The 15,856-nt window shown below is 43.6% G+C and carries 13 protein-coding genes; 5 read left to right on the top strand and 8 right to left on the bottom strand.

The annotated features are described in order from the left end of the window. Positions 1 to 193 precede the first annotated feature (193 nt). Positions 194 to 1,438 carry an iron-containing alcohol dehydrogenase gene (locus R7Z78_RS04805; protein WP_104975245.1) on the top strand — a complete coding sequence of 415 codons (1,245 nt, stop codon included), beginning with the start codon at positions 194 to 196 and terminating at the stop codon, positions 1,436 to 1,438. Between the two features lie 76 nt (positions 1,439 to 1,514). On the opposite strand, the gene R7Z78_RS04810 is transcribed toward R7Z78_RS04805, so the two are convergent. From R7Z78_RS04810 to R7Z78_RS04830, 5 genes are all read right to left on the bottom strand, one after another. Further along, entirely contained in the window at positions 1,515 to 2,369 is an 855-nt protein-coding gene (locus R7Z78_RS04810; protein WP_005378021.1) for a MurR/RpiR family transcriptional regulator, read from the bottom strand. Between the two features lie 311 nt (positions 2,370 to 2,680). Further along, positions 2,681 to 4,327, bottom strand: a complete 1,647-nt coding sequence (gene panP / locus R7Z78_RS04815; protein ID WP_104975246.1) for a pyridoxal-dependent aspartate 1-decarboxylase PanP — start codon at positions 4,325 to 4,327, stop codon at positions 2,681 to 2,683. 211 nt (positions 4,328 to 4,538) lie between these two features. After that, positions 4,539 to 5,051 carry a hypothetical protein gene (locus R7Z78_RS04820; RefSeq protein WP_104975247.1) on the bottom strand — a complete coding sequence of 171 codons (513 nt, stop codon included), beginning with the start codon at positions 5,049 to 5,051 and terminating at the stop codon, positions 4,539 to 4,541. Between the two features lie 208 nt (positions 5,052 to 5,259). Further along, positions 5,260 to 6,165, bottom strand: a complete 906-nt coding sequence (locus R7Z78_RS04825; RefSeq protein ID WP_005378011.1) for a lysine exporter LysO family protein — start codon at positions 6,163 to 6,165, stop codon at positions 5,260 to 5,262. Positions 6,166 to 6,311: 146 nt separating this feature from the next. Further along, positions 6,312 to 7,232: an HDOD domain-containing protein gene (locus R7Z78_RS04830; RefSeq protein ID WP_005378009.1), complete on the bottom strand. Its 921-nt coding sequence runs from the start codon at positions 7,230 to 7,232 to the stop codon at positions 6,312 to 6,314. Between the two features lie 369 nt (positions 7,233 to 7,601). On the opposite strand from R7Z78_RS04830, the gene R7Z78_RS04835 reads away from it, so the two are divergent. Beyond that, positions 7,602 to 8,189 (top strand): TfoX/Sxy family DNA transformation protein, encoded by a 588-nt coding sequence (locus R7Z78_RS04835; protein WP_005378007.1) that lies wholly within the window; start codon positions 7,602 to 7,604, stop codon positions 8,187 to 8,189. A gap of 193 nt (positions 8,190 to 8,382) precedes the next feature. Here the strand turns inward: R7Z78_RS04835 and R7Z78_RS04840 are convergent, their stop codons facing one another. The 3 genes from R7Z78_RS04840 to R7Z78_RS04850 form a co-directional block, all read right to left on the bottom strand. After that, positions 8,383 to 8,931: a hypothetical protein gene (locus tag R7Z78_RS04840; protein WP_005378006.1), complete on the bottom strand. Its 549-nt coding sequence runs from the start codon at positions 8,929 to 8,931 to the stop codon at positions 8,383 to 8,385. A gap of 291 nt (positions 8,932 to 9,222) precedes the next feature. Further along, positions 9,223 to 9,720 carry a response regulator gene (locus tag R7Z78_RS04845; RefSeq protein ID WP_005378005.1) on the bottom strand — a complete coding sequence of 166 codons (498 nt, stop codon included), beginning with the start codon at positions 9,718 to 9,720 and terminating at the stop codon, positions 9,223 to 9,225. Further along, positions 9,717 to 11,657 (bottom strand): ATP-binding protein, encoded by a 1,941-nt coding sequence (locus tag R7Z78_RS04850; protein ID WP_104975248.1) that lies wholly within the window; start codon positions 11,655 to 11,657, stop codon positions 9,717 to 9,719. Before R7Z78_RS04850 ends, R7Z78_RS04845 begins: the two co-directional genes overlap by 4 nt. A 186-nt stretch (positions 11,658 to 11,843) precedes the next feature. On the opposite strand from R7Z78_RS04850, the gene R7Z78_RS04855 reads away from it, so the two are divergent. The 3 genes from R7Z78_RS04855 to R7Z78_RS04865 all read left to right on the top strand — a co-directional run bounded on the left by R7Z78_RS04855 (position 11,844) and on the right by R7Z78_RS04865 (position 15,759). Further along, positions 11,844 to 13,112: a DUF945 family protein gene (locus R7Z78_RS04855; RefSeq protein ID WP_104975249.1), complete on the top strand. Its 1,269-nt coding sequence runs from the start codon at positions 11,844 to 11,846 to the stop codon at positions 13,110 to 13,112. 137 nt (positions 13,113 to 13,249) lie between these two features. Next, positions 13,250 to 14,344: a 3-phosphoserine/phosphohydroxythreonine transaminase gene (gene serC, locus R7Z78_RS04860; protein WP_005378000.1), complete on the top strand. Its 1,095-nt coding sequence runs from the start codon at positions 13,250 to 13,252 to the stop codon at positions 14,342 to 14,344. Between the two features lie 83 nt (positions 14,345 to 14,427). Then, positions 14,428 to 15,759, top strand: a complete 1,332-nt coding sequence (locus R7Z78_RS04865; protein ID WP_104975250.1) for a D-serine ammonia-lyase — start codon at positions 14,428 to 14,430, stop codon at positions 15,757 to 15,759. The last annotated feature ends 97 nt before the right edge of the window (positions 15,760 to 15,856 follow it).

A 15,856-nucleotide genomic window follows, 5' to 3' on the forward strand; every position in this document is an offset into this window, starting at 1 on the left:
TGAAGTATGTGAAGTGACGCATAAAAAACATACATTCTAAAGGGTTAATGATGGCAAGGTGGAATTGGTCAATTTTTTTTGTTTAAAAAAATAGCAATCTATTTTGGCTATACGCAAATAACTTCAACTCTTACATAAGTGTTAAATCAGAGGGCGAGAGGTTATTTGGGTATATTCTTTTGGGAGGGTGTGTATGTTTCAGTTTATGACTGCAACAAGGATTATATTTGGTGAAGGTGCACTTCAATCTTCATTGTCCGTTATTAACCAATTTGGCTACAGTGTTTTGCTGGTTACTGGGCAGGATACCCAACGAGCCGCCCCCATTATCCAATATCTTAAAGCTCAAAATATGCGTTACCAGCACGTAGCTATCGTTGGTGAACCATACATCACGATGGTAGAAGAGACCGCAGTGCTCGGTAGAAAATTCCAACCTGATATGGTGGTTGCGATAGGTGGTGGCAGCGTCATCGATATGGGCAAAGCCTTAGCTGCCATTATTCCCAATCAAGGCAATGTTTACGATTACGTAGAAGTGGTAGGAAGAAGCGTCCCTTTAAAAGCAAAGCCTCTTCATTTTATTGCAATTCCTACGACAGCAAGCACCGGTTCAGAAGTGACCAGAAATGCTGTGCTGAAATCTGGACAAGATAAAGTGAAAGTGAGTCTTCGAAGCCCTGATATGCTCGCAGACGTTGCCATTGTAGACCCGACACTTACTTACGGGACCGACCAATACACATCTGGACGTGGCGCAATGGATGCGTTCACTCATTTAATGGAAGCGTATGTGTGTGGTGAGCCAAACCCTCTTACTGATATGGTCTGCGAAGAGGGGCTACGCCGTTTAAGCCGTTCAGTGGTTGCCGCTTGTAAGCAAGATAATCATAAGGCGCGCTCTGATTTATCGTTCGCTGCATTGCTTGGTGGTATGGCGATTACTAATGCCAAATTAGGTGCCGCTCATGGGTTAGCATCGGCGTTAGGAGGCAAGTTAGACGCCCCCCATAGCATTATTACGGCTCGCCTAGCTCCACACGTGATGCAGGAGAACATTAACGCCGCTAAACTCGCGGGTAGGAATGATGTGATAAGTCGTTATCGCAAGCTGGCCCAATTAGTCACTGAGCGAGTAAACGCGAACGAACACGATGGAATTCTTTGGGTCAATATGGTGCTAGATAAGCTAGCGTTACCGCTACTGGCTCAATTTGGAGTATGCCAAACCTCTTTTGAGCAAGTGGCGAATGATGCGCTTAAATCAATGGCAATCAAAGGGAATCCTTTACCCCTGAATCAGGAACGTTTGATTTACATATTGCAGCAAGTCTGTGATTGTAGCGGAGAGTGCGCAGCTGAGAGTGCACAACATGTCAGTTCTGTTGAAGTACTGGAATCAAGAACGGACTTATCGAGTGTCAACGACTTAGGATGATTGCTCCCTTAGCTGCATTAAAACAAAAGGGGAGCCTTGAGCTCCCCTAGATAAAGTATTGACTAAGCTTTAGTGCTTAGTACTGGCTTAGTTTGTCATAGCGACTGTCTTTCAACGCATCTTTTACGCGTTTTAGGTTCTCACGGAAACCAGTACCACGGCGAAGAGTGAAGCCAGTTGCTAGCACATCAATCACTGTCATTTGTACAACTCGGCTCGCCATTGGCATGTAAACGTCGGTATCTTCTGGAATATCGAGCGTGATGGCCAGCGAGCTTGCCTTTTCTAGAGGAGAATCCTTCGCTGTAATCGCAATAACCGTTGCGCCATTTTCACGAGCAAGGTTCGCTATTTCTACCTGACTCTTTGTTCGACCGGTATGAGAAATAAGAACCACAACATCATTATCACTGCAGTTGATACAACTCATGCGCTGCATAACAATATCTTCAAAACAAGTAATTGGAATATTAAAGCGAATAAACTTGTTTTGTGCGTCTCGGGCAACAGAAGATGATGCACCAAGGCCAAAGAATGAAATGCGCTTCGCTTGCGTTAGCAAATCGACCGCACGGTTCACTTGCATTGGATCTAGGCTATTTTTCGCGACATCTAAACACGCCATCGTCGATTCGAAAATCTTATGGGTGTACGCGTCCGGGCCATCGTCTTCTTCCACATTACGGTTAACGTAAGGGGTGCCGTTGGCTAGGCTCTGTGCCAAGTGAAGCTTAAAATCTGGAAAGCCCTTGGTGTCCAGACGACGACAGAAGCGGTTTACAGTGGGCTCACTAACGTCGGCCATTTTAGCCAGCGTTGCAATGCTTGAATGAATTGCAGTTTGTGGAGACGCCATAATTACTTCCGCAACTTTGCGCTCTGACTTACTGAAATTCTCCAGGTTTTTTTGAATTTTTTCTAATGTATTCATAGTGTTCACGAGGGTATAGAGAACAACTCGCTGGCTCTGCTAACGAAAGGAAACACGAAGATTCCGGAGTAGAGTGGGGCGTTAACGAAAACAACCAGCGCCATAGAATCAGTATAAACCTGATCTTCAATCAGTCTAAACCAATAACGGGTACTATTTAGTGAGAATTTGACAGGCCTCAAACAAAATGTTGTAAAAACTACAGAATTGGATGTGTAAACGAAGTTTTGTTGCGCTAGTCGCACGATAATGATGTTTGAGTTACATCAAAACGAAAAAAAATTTCAAATTGATGTAACTCGATCTGGCTGTTAAGACGATTGAATATCAACAACCAGCTGTTGAATTCTTTTCATCAAATTTGGTGCTTGCTTGGCGATTTCGCGTTGTTCATCAAGCACTGAGCTCAAAATTTCTTTTGTGGTCAGTGGATTTGCCAAAACCACTCGAAACACTATCGTATTCATGCGTTGCCATTGGTCTGGGTTCAGTCTTGTACGTGAAACGAACGATTTGCCCGTTTCGCGCTGACGCTTTTGAATAAACTGTGTTAACTCATTGATCAGCTCATTCAGTTGTTCTTTTTGTGAGCCTTCTGCTTGTGCTAATGCTTCACGGATGAATGGCGGCAAATAACGGTATGTGAGCAGACAAAGCTCTGGTTCAGAAACTAACTCGAAATCATCTTGCTGTTTGATTAAATCCGCAAAGTATCGAGCCTTTTCAATGCTTTGGTCAATCAGAAGCTCGTAACCTGGGCGACTTATGATGTGCATTGCGGCGTAGACCAACATCGCCATGCCCGAACGTGAGCCTTCTAGTGTATGGCTGCCTAGGTCTTTTGAACCTTTGCGCAATATATATTGAGCGTGATGCTCTATGGATTTCATTGCGTCAGGGTCTTTGAACAGAACCATACCAGCGCCCATCGGGATATAGAGCTGCTTGTGTGCATCAATAGTTACTGAGTCTGCCATTTCCACACCTTTAAGAAGATGACGGTGATGGTTAGACATCAGTGTTGCGCCACCCCATGCGGCATCCACATGGAAGTGACAGCCGTGAGCTTGGCAGACTTCAGCGATTTCAGGCAATGGATCAACATTACCTGTCTCTGTTGTGCCAGCCACACCAATAACAGCAATAGGCTTGATGTTTTGTTTTTCGAGCTCAACAATTTTCGCTTTCAGGTCGTCGATAACAATACGGTTGTTGGTATCGGTTTTAACCGCAACCAAACCCTCTTGGCCTAGCCCTAATACATCGGCTGCTTTCTTAAGGGAGTAGTGACCACGCTCAGACACTAGCACCGCTAAGCCATCATAGCCATAGTGCTTCATGGCTTTAAAAAGGCCTTCCTTTTCCACGCCTTTAAATGAGCCATTGGCTCTTAACGCTTTGTTACGTGCTACCCAAAGCGCAGTGATATTGGCAATGGTGCCGCCGGAACAAAATGCGCCTAATGAGTGGTTTGCACTGTGCATCCACTGATTGTAAAACGTATCATTCTGACCATATATCAAGCGATGCAGCATACCCAAAACTTGACGCTCAAGTGGCGTAAAGGCTTTGGAAGTCTCTATTTTTACCAGGTTTTGGTTTAAGGCGATCATGATCTTTGACAGTGGCATCAAGAAATAAGGCAGTGCCGATGTCATATGACCAATGAAGCTTGGTGAAGATGTGTGAACTGAGTGCGACACCAAAGTGTCGAGTAAGTGCTCTGTATGATCTGACACGAACTCTGGCTGCTCAGGAATCTGAGCAGAAGAAAAGTCTTTTTCGATTTCGCGTAAAGGCTTTTCTTCTGCCACGATGTGTTCACGAAGAAATTGATTTAGATTTCGCGAGAGGCTCTCGTCAATTTTAGTTAACGTTGAGTCCGGACCTTCTGGGACAGTGAAGATCTTTAGCAAGCTCTCAAAGCTAACATCAGCGGTTTTTTGTTCCTTAACCATAGCAAAGAATCTTTGTAGTTATTTTGGTAATGCGAGCGGCACAATCTAAACTAAAACGGGCGCAAAGTCCCGTTTTAATTGTTGAAACCCAAGTTGTAGAAATGAAAATTTTAGGTGAAGGTTACGATATTCACATTAAAAAATTCTAGATTGAGTACGTTAAAACATTCTAGTGTTTTTGAATGCTAATCAACGACTAATGCGAGCAACTTTAGTCACATTTCTGCTTTTCAATCTTTTCTATTGACTGATTGTACTTATTAAGTGCGGTATCAATTTGTTGGGGATGACTAAGCAGATCAGCGAATGCTGAACGAAGCTCGTAGTTTTTTGGGTGGTTAGTTGATTGACGGTCGCTAAATGTCTGTTTTGCAACTTCACCTAACTTATCGCTTCGGCTCGCTAACTGCTTAACGTCATGTTGCTCTAGTTTTAACCATGCTTCGATTGGCTGTTCCGTCGCAACGCGGCTAGGGTCGTTCTCTAGAAAGTAGTGAACCGCTTCGCGGTTTAATTCAAAGTGATGTTTACGTCCATCCAAGAACCATTGGCTAACTTCTTTCAGATCTGGATATTGGGTAACCGTCAAATCAACTAGATCTTGATACCACTGTAGTGAGGCATCGACGTAGCCATCGTATTTGCTAGCAAGACATTGTTGATCTGCGGCAAGCGTAAAAGTTGAGCTTGTAGCGAGGAGCGCTGCAACGACAAAGCGTTTCATTCTTCTTCCTTCTGGTTGTTATCCCTTTATTAACGCAATGCACATCAGTTGATGTTTCTCCCTTCTTTCTATTTGGTCGTGACAAATCGTTGGGCTGAATGACGAAAAGAAAGAGGGGTCTTGCCAAAAAATATTGACCACTTTGACGTTAACTGGGTATTTAAATTTTTGCCGTATTGTAATGGATGTTAAAGCGAAAACCTGAGATCTAGCTAGCAAGTGATACAAAGAAAAGCATCATAACTGGTACCAATAAACTCAAAATAAAGCCGCTAACGATAGCAACAGGAACACAACGCACACCACCGGTGGTTTGAATAACGGGTAGGGTGAAGTCCATTGCTGTTGCACCGGCATAACCAATTGCGGTGCACGGATAGCTACGAATAAAGAGAGGAATGGCAACCAGTGCGACTAGCTCTCTCATCAATTCAATCAAGAACGACGCGCCACCAAATACCGGACCAAAAGCGTCACCCATTAAAATACCTGCGAGGGAATACCAGCCAAAACCTGAAGCCATTGCGAGTGCTTGATAAAGAGGAAGATCCAAAAGCACCGCTGCAAGAACGCCACCAAGCATACATGTTGCGATGACAACAGCCGCAATGGCCATTCCTTGTTTATTTAATAGGATTTGACGCAGAGTAAGTCCACTATTGCGCAGCTGAATACCAATAAAAAATAGAAGTAGAAAGAGTATCCATTCGCTTGCTGTATCTACCCAACTCAAATCAATGGGTAACAGCAGGCCAACCACTAACCCTCCGCCAACGACCACGATAAGCTTAACAGACTCTAAAGCCATCGAAGATAACGGTAGCTTCTTTTGATTCTGATTGGTCTGGAGTGGAATAATTTTATCAATAATAGGCAGAGCCAACAGGTTGCAGGCACTTAGACACAAAAAAAACGTACTCGCATAGAGGAGAATACTTTGTAAGTTGCTGCTTAAATTATCGAGCGCCGCCAAGCTAAGACCCATCAACGACAAAATGACGTAAATAAGGTAGGACGTTGACTGATTGATCTTCTCCAATAACGAAGATCGAGATATAGGAATTAGATACCCCACCACAAGCGGAGCGAAAATAAATAGCATCCCTGAAAACATAAAGCTCAATGATTCCTTTTTGAGATAACATCAACACGCATAAATCAAATTATCTATCGGTTGAAATTAAAGACATTTCACCACACACAGCTCAGCCTTGAGCGAATCGTTTTATCACGGATAAGGTATTATCAGAAAGCGATAAATTACAAACCGCTAGCATTGAGTACAGCACGGATTTGATCATTGAAGTCAGTATCACTCATGTTACTAAGTTCATACAAGACTTCTGCACCAGTTAAGTTGAATTCAACTTCATGTTCGTCAATGCGTTCATCGTGATTGCGGAACATCAATAAATGATGCGCAATTCTAGCGATGTCGAGATAACTCACTTCTGGTCGCGTTAACTCGTATTTTTCATTTGAGGATACTTCTCTAAAGTCGTTGTCAAACCCCCAACGCTCAAGTACCAGTTTACTTGTGGCAGAACAACGTGTTTGGAAGATCTGCAATGCAATATCTGGGTCTAAGTAATTGCCCCTATCTAAGTACAAGTGGTACTCATTAATTAGGCAAAATAACCCAATATCGGCTAATAGACCGACCAATAACGCCTTTTCTTGCTCTAGATGGCCATAAGTGCCTGGCTCGTGGCTACGAAACGATTGAACCAACATCACCATGACGGCACCGAGCTCACGAGATATCGCGGCACTCTTCACCAAGATGGCATTGCATTCTTTAGTGAGATTAACTGAGTGTTTAAGTTGCTCAATCGCTTGTGCGGTAACAATATCACGTACACGAAGTATTCCGAGACGAGATACCGCTGTAGTTAAGTCGTTGCAGGTGATATTTCTGCGATTGAAAATCACAGAGTTAGCGACTCGTAAAACGACCGCTGCTAATCCGGGATCTTCCAATAAACAGTTAGCAACATCGGCAATCGTGGTGTGTTCTTCGACACATAACTGCTGAATTTTAAGCACGACATCAGGAATAGGAGGTAACGAAATCTTACCCGTGGCGATGGACTGTTCTACCAGCTGAGCAAACTCGGATTCCAGTGCGTTGATAAGCTTATCTTTATTATTTGGCAGCCAAAAAAATGATAAATGTTCCATTGTGACGCTGTACTTGAGATCTTTCGTACAGTGTACCCTTACAGCGTATTCTTTATCAATTAAATGCGTATTATGTGCCCGTAATTGCCAGCGAGATCATAATGATGGCGTGTTTTAGGCATGCTATGCGTCAAAAAAATATCACCACACAAACAATAAGTGTGAAACTAATCACGTATGCAGAATTTATACTTTTTTATATGTGACCTATGTCCTAACTTATTTTTCAACGTTAAGTATGATTAAGCAAGTTGGTGAGCACAACTCACAAAAATATCGCCAACAAATCGACATTTATAATTCGCTATAAGCTGCTGTTTATCTGGTGACATCGCTAATCGGGGTAATTTATTCAGATTAAAGAGGTCAATGGACATGACAGACCAAGCTTTTTTTAAATATGTACGCACCTTCAGTGAGTACCAAAAACGTTCTATGTTCGGTGGTATTGGTTTATTCACCGATGATGCTATGTTTGCGCTTGTCAGCAATGATTGCTGCTACTTACGTGGTGGTAATGGGCTAGATGAAGTGTTTACTCAACTGAGCTGTGAGAAGTATAAGCACGTCAAAAAACAGACGACGGCAACCGTAAATTATTATGATGTAACCGATTTATTCGAATCCGGATATGTAGGGCTTGATGAACTGGTACAGAAATCAATTGAATACTCAATTAAGGAACGGAAATATCAAAAGTCCTCTGCCAGTAGACGCTTAAGAGACTTACCCAACATGCAACTAACCCTTGAACGTATGGTCAAGAAAGCCGGTGTTGATGACGTAGAAACCTTTTTAGAACTTGGACCTGTAAAAGTCTTCAACAAAGTTAAAACGGCTTACGGTAATGATGTTGATGTAAAGCTACTGTGGAAATTTGCTGGTGCAACTGATGGCGTACATTGGAAACTGATCCAAGAGCCGCGTAAAAAACAGTTATTGGCACTGTGTGACTAAGCGAAGCTGATCGCACAATGATTGACTCGTTTCGATGGAGTTAGCGGGTCGTAAAAGCAAGTGTGAAAAGCGGAAAAAGGACGTTGAAGTTTTTTACCACTTCATTGAGTTAGTCATTAAATTAGACAAAAAAACCGAGGCAGAGACCTCGGTTTTTGTTTTTTTAATTTGCTCTTTTCTTACAGCACAAATCTTAAAACTTAAAACGCGTAGTGAACATTACCTGATCACCGTAAAAATCGTTGATACGAGCTTCAGCACCCAAAGAGAAAAGCTCTGTTGAGTGGAATCGAGCGTAGGCAGAGCCAGTCCAATCGTCATCGTTATCGATAGAAACGTAGCCGACTTTGCCGCCTACTTCTAATTGAGGGCCCAACCATTGGCGAACACCTAAGTTAAGCTCCATACCAACATCTGTGCTGCTCTCATTCGAAGGTTGCACAACGCGCATTAGCATTTCACCAGTAAGATCTGCCCAGTTGTTTAGCGGAGAATGGAAGCCAAAGCCTGCAGCTGAGTCAAAATCACTTTCAAACTCAGAGTCAATACGAGCAATAACATGCGCGTTCGGGTGAATTGATTTGCTGAATCCAGCACCAAATGTCACAGGACTTGCGCCAATACGTGCTTCGAAATAGTCGTAGCTAAAGTTGCTCATAGTTGCTGGCGCATTGCGATCGTTTGCAGCTAGGGCATGGCTTGATGCCACTAGTAAGGCAGCGGCTAATAGTGTTTTACGCATAACTAACGATAAACCTTGTTCATTATTTCCATGGATTCAAGCAACCACTTGAACCGTAATCTGATTTGTCCGACATCATAATAAAAAGGAAGGTCCACGACCAACAAAAATGTGTCGATGTTTTGTCAATTAACTTAATAGTTCCTTGGTTTAAGCAAAAACTACGCCATATACGTAGTGTCCGAGAATTTCACTCGGACAAGTAACGATGTTTTTCTAACCTCATTCGACTATGCGAGGTTAGGTGGTGCAATGAGCATCGTTGAGTTCAAGTTAGAACCAAACACTTTATTACTCGCCAAAGCTTGCTCTTCTTTCTGCCATGGCGTTGAGGATTGCCTCAGAATCAAGGATTTGAGTCCAGGATAGCAGGTTATCATCATTCTCAATCACAAACGCGGTAAGCTGAGACACGATTGCTTTTCTCAATGCTTCGCCTTTCCAAGGTTTGGCAATGTAATAATCGAGACTCGCGTTATTTACGGCTTCTACGGTGTCTTCCAAACCAGCTTGTCCTGTGAGTAAAACTTTGCGCGCTGCTTTTGTGTCACCATTTTGACTGAGTTCGATTAAGAAGCTGATCCCAGTTTGTTCCGGCATAATGTGGTCACATAAAATGAGCGCAAGCTGAACTTCTTCTTCCGCCATCTCCTCAATCACCTGCCGAGCTTCAGTCACCGATTCCGCTCCTTCGACGACAAAGTTCTCCTCGAAGGGAGCAAGATCTTGGAGCACGCTATCCAAGACTTCTCGTTCGTCATCGACACATAAAATTAGATACTTGGTCATGTTTCATCTCCTTTTTCGATGACTGGTAACCAGACGGTCATTCGTGTGAACTGGCCGATCTCTGATTCGACGTCAATCCACCCTCTGTGTGCTGTTACGATTTGCTGGCAGATGGACAGCCCGATGCCTAAGCCAAAGTTACCTTCTTTTTTTGTGGTGAAGTTCAGCTCGAAAATGGCGTCTCTTTGCGACTCAGGAATGCCACATCCATTATCTTCAAATGAGATAACGGCATAATGTGTGTGCTCTTTTTCTACAAGGCGTGTTTGTATGTTTAACACCCCTTTTTCTGGAAATGCGTCAATGGCGTTAGAGACCAAGTTCGTCCACACCTGTTGGAGTGCGATCGGTTGACAAAGGATGGAAGGCAAGTTTGCATAGTCGGTTGAAACTTGGTGCATTTTTAATTTGTTCTCGAAAATCACCAAGGTGTCTTCAATACCTTCATGAATATCAGCATAGTGCAGGGTTTCATCATCTGACCGAGCATATCCTTTCAGGCTTTTTACCATATCAGCAATTCGTGCTGCACAGACATTAATTGAGCGAAGTGTAGAACCTGCTTTGTGGTATTGCTCTAGTGTATTGAGAGCATGATAAGACGCTTGCTGCTTTCTCGTTAGTTGGGTAAGTAGCTCTTGATCGGACTCTAATCCAAGGCTCACCACTTTTTTTGCCAATGCTCGGTCTGGAAGAGTATGGCTAAGCGCTTTTACGCGTGATCTGAGCTCAGCGGTTGAAGCGGGTTTTGAGGTTTGCGCTTTGCTCAGTAATTCAATGCCTTTGCTTTGTATATCGGAACTGGGCGCATCGTTAAGTAATCGTTCTAGCGTATGCGTTAAATTCTCTACGCCCCTTAATATCGCGGCTACTGGATTGTTTAGTTCGTGTGCCACTCCCGCAACCAATTGGCCAAGCATCGCCATTTTTTCTCTTTCAATGAGCTGCTGGTGGGCTGATTCTAAAGATTCGAGCGTTTTTTGAAGTTGCAGTTTGGTGTTGATGCTTCTTTGCAATCGGCGGTTGAAGTGGCGTAAGAGCAAGTTTGTAAAAAGAGGCAGTAAGTTTGAGTCGCTTTGCATCACTTTATTGAATACGTTGCGATCGAGTTTGATAACTTCTGTTTTGGTTAGTGTCAGAGCTGTCGAGAAAGAACATTCCCCAGTAACAAACGACATGCCTCCGACAATATTCCCTTTGTTATGGCGTACAACCTCTCGCTGCATGCCTTGCTCATCGCGCTTGTACAGAGCCACTTCACCTTCGGTGATAAACCACAAAAAGCTATTTGGCTCGCCTTCCACGGTTAACAAGTGTTCAGGTGAGTATGTACGGCACGCTCTTGTTTCGTCATTATCTTTAAAAAATTGCTGGAGAGCGGAGATCACTTGCTCGGCTAACTCGGCATCAGACATCGAGTGGTAGTCGTGTAAGAATCCGGCTTGATAATGGCTCATCTGGTTATTGATGTGCGCTCGCAACAAGCTGTGATGATCCAATATCTGACTGTAACTTAGCAGGTCTTCTTTGCCATTTCGCAAGATAAATTGGGTCAGCTCTTTTTGCACTGTGTTAAATAAGACGTGATCTGGCAAAGGTTTAGTGAGGCAGTGGTCGAGCCTGCCCTCATTAACGGCAGTGAGAATTGCCTCTATATCAGACGAGCAGCTAATAAGAATTTTTCTTGCTTGCTCGGTATGTGGCATCCGGTCTAAACCAATAAGAAAATCCACGCCGTTAAAATGAGCGTGATGGCTCGCTATAACTAAAGCAACAGTCTGTTCTCTTTCTTCTAGATACTCTAAAGCGCTTTGAGCCTCTTCTATCGATTCGACAGAAAAAATATCAAACTTACTTGAGAAGGCAGACAGCTCCAATCGAAACTGTTCAGCACTGATTGGGTTGTTGTCGAGACACAACACAGCATAACGATTCACAGATGTTTTAGCTCCGGTTAAAACTTCGCCACGCAAACTTTAACAATAAAAGGAGATGATGAGTGGGAGCCAAGTATGATTCCTGATTAATGGACTAGAATAAGCATCAATAGTCTGATTTGTCTCAATGTTTTCTCCGCAGGTGGTTTGGGGTAGACTGACCGAAAATATCTAATAAGTGACGTTATGCAAAATCTTAAAAAAATCGGCGCCATTGGTGGTGCTATCTCATTAGCACTGTGTTGGCCATTGGCTGTCGGACAAATTGGTCAGTCCATCATTGAAGATGGTATTACCAATATGAATGATGAAATGATTAAAGGCGAAGTGGTCGAGTATCAGCGTGGCTATTTGTCTTCAGTCGTGCTGACTCGTTATTCAGTTGTTGATCCTGAGCTTAAAACGCAGTTAGAGCGTGATGGTATGCCAACGACGTTTGACGTAACCAGTGATGTTAGCCACGGTCTAACAAGCCTAACAGCAGATTCAAAATTGGTGGACAATGACTTTTTGCCTCTCACGATGCATAGCCAGACTCAACTAAATGGCAATACAGCATTTATCCTCGACCTAGACAGTTGGCATTATCGTAACGAAGCGCAAGGCGTTTCTGTTTCTACAAGCCCTGCAAAAGTAACAGGTGATGTGACGGTATTGGGTGATCTCAATTACCAAGTTTCCGTTCCTTCTGTTCAAGTGGATTTTGAAAACGGTGAAGAGCTTCATCTGAATGCATTGACAGGGCAAGGTAAAGGAAAGCAAGCAAAAGGCTACTGGTTAGGCGAGCAATCTTTCTCTCTAGAGAAGCTAGATGTGGTTGATGCGAACTTAACGCCTGTCTTTTTGATTGAAAATGCGAGCTACCGTGGTAACACTACGATGAGTGAGTCTGGTGATAAGCTGAACAGTCAATTAAACCTAGATGCTAAGAAACTACGTTTAACTGATGGGACGGATGTCGATAACTTTAAGTTGGATTTCTCAATTGCAGATGTGGATAGCCAGTCTTTTGATCAAATTATGTCTATCTATCAAAGCTCTCCTATGATAGATGAGCAGGAAATTGCGAATTTATTGCCGCATGTCGATACGCTGTTTAGCAAAGGTTTTGATTTATCCGTGAACGAGCTTTCACTCGCGTTCGGTGACGGCAAGTTCCACAATGAGTGGCAACTATCCATCCCTGAAGGTACTGAGCATATTACTCAAGATCCAATGAAGTTGGTGACGGCCACTACTGGTGAACTTAGCACTTACTTCTCCGATGAATTAGTAACGCATTACCCATTTATTCAAGAAGGGATTGATGAGCTCCTTATTATGGAGTTGATCGAAAAAGTAGAGGGCGGTTATCAATTAAAAGCAGAAATTGGTGACGGCAAATTGAAGTTCGAAAATGGGCATGAGTTCCCATTGGTGGCTCTACTTATGCCTGCTTTGATGCAACAACAGTAATTCGTGTTGTTGCGAATTTGTTCCAATTCAACGCTTAGTCTTTAAAAAGAGGTCGTAAGACCTCTTTTCTTGTTTTTATCACTGCGAAAACGTGATATTAATTTCGTAATATTTACATAGCAGGAGCAATGAGCATCATGGAACAAAATACGGACAACGTATTTAACTTCAGTGCAGGGCCAGCAGGTCTGCCTAAAGCAGTTATGCAGCAAGCACAACAGGAACTAATCGATTGGCAAGGCCTTGGTACTTCGGTCATGGAAATCAGCCACCGAAGCAAAGAGTTCATCAAAGTTGCAGAAGAAGCCGAGCAGGATTTACGTGATCTTCTGAATATTCCGGACAACTATAAAGTGCTGTTCTGCCAAGGTGGTGCTCGTGCTCAGTTTGCTGCTGTTCCTCTAAACTTACTTGGTGATGCCGATACGGCAACTTACATCGATGGTGGTTATTGGGCTGAAAGCGCGGTAGCTGAAGCGAAAAAATACTGCGAACCAGACGTGTTTGATGCAAAAACAGAAATCAACGGGAAAGTCGCGGTTCTACCTGCAAGTGAATGGAAAATTGCTCCAGAAGCGGCTTACGTTCACTTCTGTCCAAATGAGACCATTGATGGTATTGAGATTAACGATCTTCCTATCACCGACAAACCGATTGTTGCTGACATGTCTTCGACAATTCTTTCTCGTGAAATCGATGTGTCTAAATACGGTGTGATTTACGCGGGCGCTCAGAAAAATATTGGTCCTTCCGGCATTGCTATTGCTATCGTGCGCGATGATTTATTAGGTATGGCGAAGCAGGTTCTACCAAGTATCTTGGATTACACTGTTTTGGCAGAAAAAGAATCAATGTTCAACACGCCACCAACCTTTGCATGGTACCTGTCTGGTCTTGTTTTCAAATGGCTGAAGGCACAGGGCGGAGTAAAAGCGATTGAGCAAGTGAACCGCGCTAAAGCCGCGCTACTGTATGATTACATCGATCAGTCTGATTTCTACCGTAATGGCGTGCACTCAGCGAACCGTTCTTTGATGAACGTGCCATTTCAACTTGCTAAGCCTGAACTGGATGCAACCTTCCTTGAGTTAGCAGACTCTAAAGGGCTGAAAGCGCTAAAAGGTCACCGAGCAGTTGGTGGTATGCGAGCATCCATTTATAACGCAATGCCGCTAGAAGGCGTTCAAGCGTTAGTAGACTTCATGCAAGAGTTTGAGAAAAACTACGCGTAAGCTCAAACTGATAGTTGTTCTCCAAAGCGTCGCTATTGCGGCGCTTTTGTTTATCTCAACTCACATCATTCCAGGAAGGTAAAATGACCAAGGCAAATATTGAAGCGCTGACTAAGCAGTTCCCACTCTTGGCTGCACTTATTGATCTTGAAGAGGTTTGTTGGTTCAACCCCCATATCACTTCCTTGGAGGAAGGCTTACCTCATGTCGGGTTAGATGAAAAAGATATTCAAGCGGCGAGTGAACGGCTAACACGATTTGCGCCTTATTTGATGAAAGCGTTTCCCGAAACGGAAACGTCGCGTGGCGTTATTGAGTCCGCAGTGGTGGATATTCCCAATATGAAAGTGCGTTTGGAGCAGCAATACGACACGCCAATATTGGGCCATTTAATGCTCAAAAAAGACAGTCATTTGCCAATTTCTGGTTCGATCAAAGCGAGAGGTGGTATTTATGAAGTGCTCACTCATGCAGAAAAGTTGGCGTTTGATGCCGGCTTGCTCTGTGAAAGCGATGATTACAGCAAATTGTTCAGCAATGAGTTTCGGCAGTTTTTTAAGCAGTACAGTATTGCGGTTGGCTCAACCGGCAATCTTGGTATGTCCATCGGCATCATGAGTGCGAAGCTGGGTTTTTCAGTTTCAGTCCACATGTCTGCGGATGCGCGGGAATGGAAGAAAAATAAGCTCCGGTCACATGGTGTTAATGTCGTAGAGCACCAAGAAGATTATGGTATTGCTGTCGAGCAAGGTCGTAAAGAGGCAGAAAAAGATCCCAACTGTTTCTTTATCGATGATGAAAACTCACGGACGCTGTTTCTAGGTTACTCTGTTGCGGGTGAGCGTCTTAAGCAGCAATTTGATGACTTGGGAATCGTGGTTGATGGGCATCATCCATTGTTTGTTTATCTTCCTTGTGGTGTTGGCGGTGGACCTGGTGGGGTGGCATTTGGCTTGAAGGTAGCATTTGGCGAGCATGTCCACTGTATTTTCGCAGAGCCAACGCACTCACCGTGCATGCTGTTGGGCGTACATACAGGCTTGCATGACGATATTTCGGTACAAGATTTGGGTATCGATAACATCACCGCCGCTGATGGTTTGGCAGTCGGGCGTGCCTCGGGATTTGTCGGAAGAGCGATGGAAAGGCTACTTGATGGTTTTTACACCATTGATGACGCTCGTATGTATCACCACTTGGGTGAGTTAAGTGAACTGGAAGGTATTAATCTAGAGCCTTCTGCATTAGCCGGTATGATTGGGGCAGTGCACGTCTCGAATAACCATGCTTATCAGTCTCGAATGAAATTTGACGAAGAAAAACTCAAAAACGCAACACATCTTGTTTGGGCAACAGGTGGGGGCATGGTTCCGGAAGATGAAATGGCGGCTTATCTCAAAAAATCTGGTCGGTAAATCAGCACTGTATACGTGCTTAATTAGGTAACTAATAATACAGGAATAACAAAAGGGCTCATCGTTTGATGAGCCCTTCTCGTCACTGAAAATCGAA

Origin of the sequence: Vibrio sp. 1167 (assembly GCF_033340375.1) — a bacterium.
GTDB classification, from domain to species: Bacteria; Pseudomonadota; Gammaproteobacteria; order Enterobacterales; family Vibrionaceae; genus Vibrio; species Vibrio alginolyticus.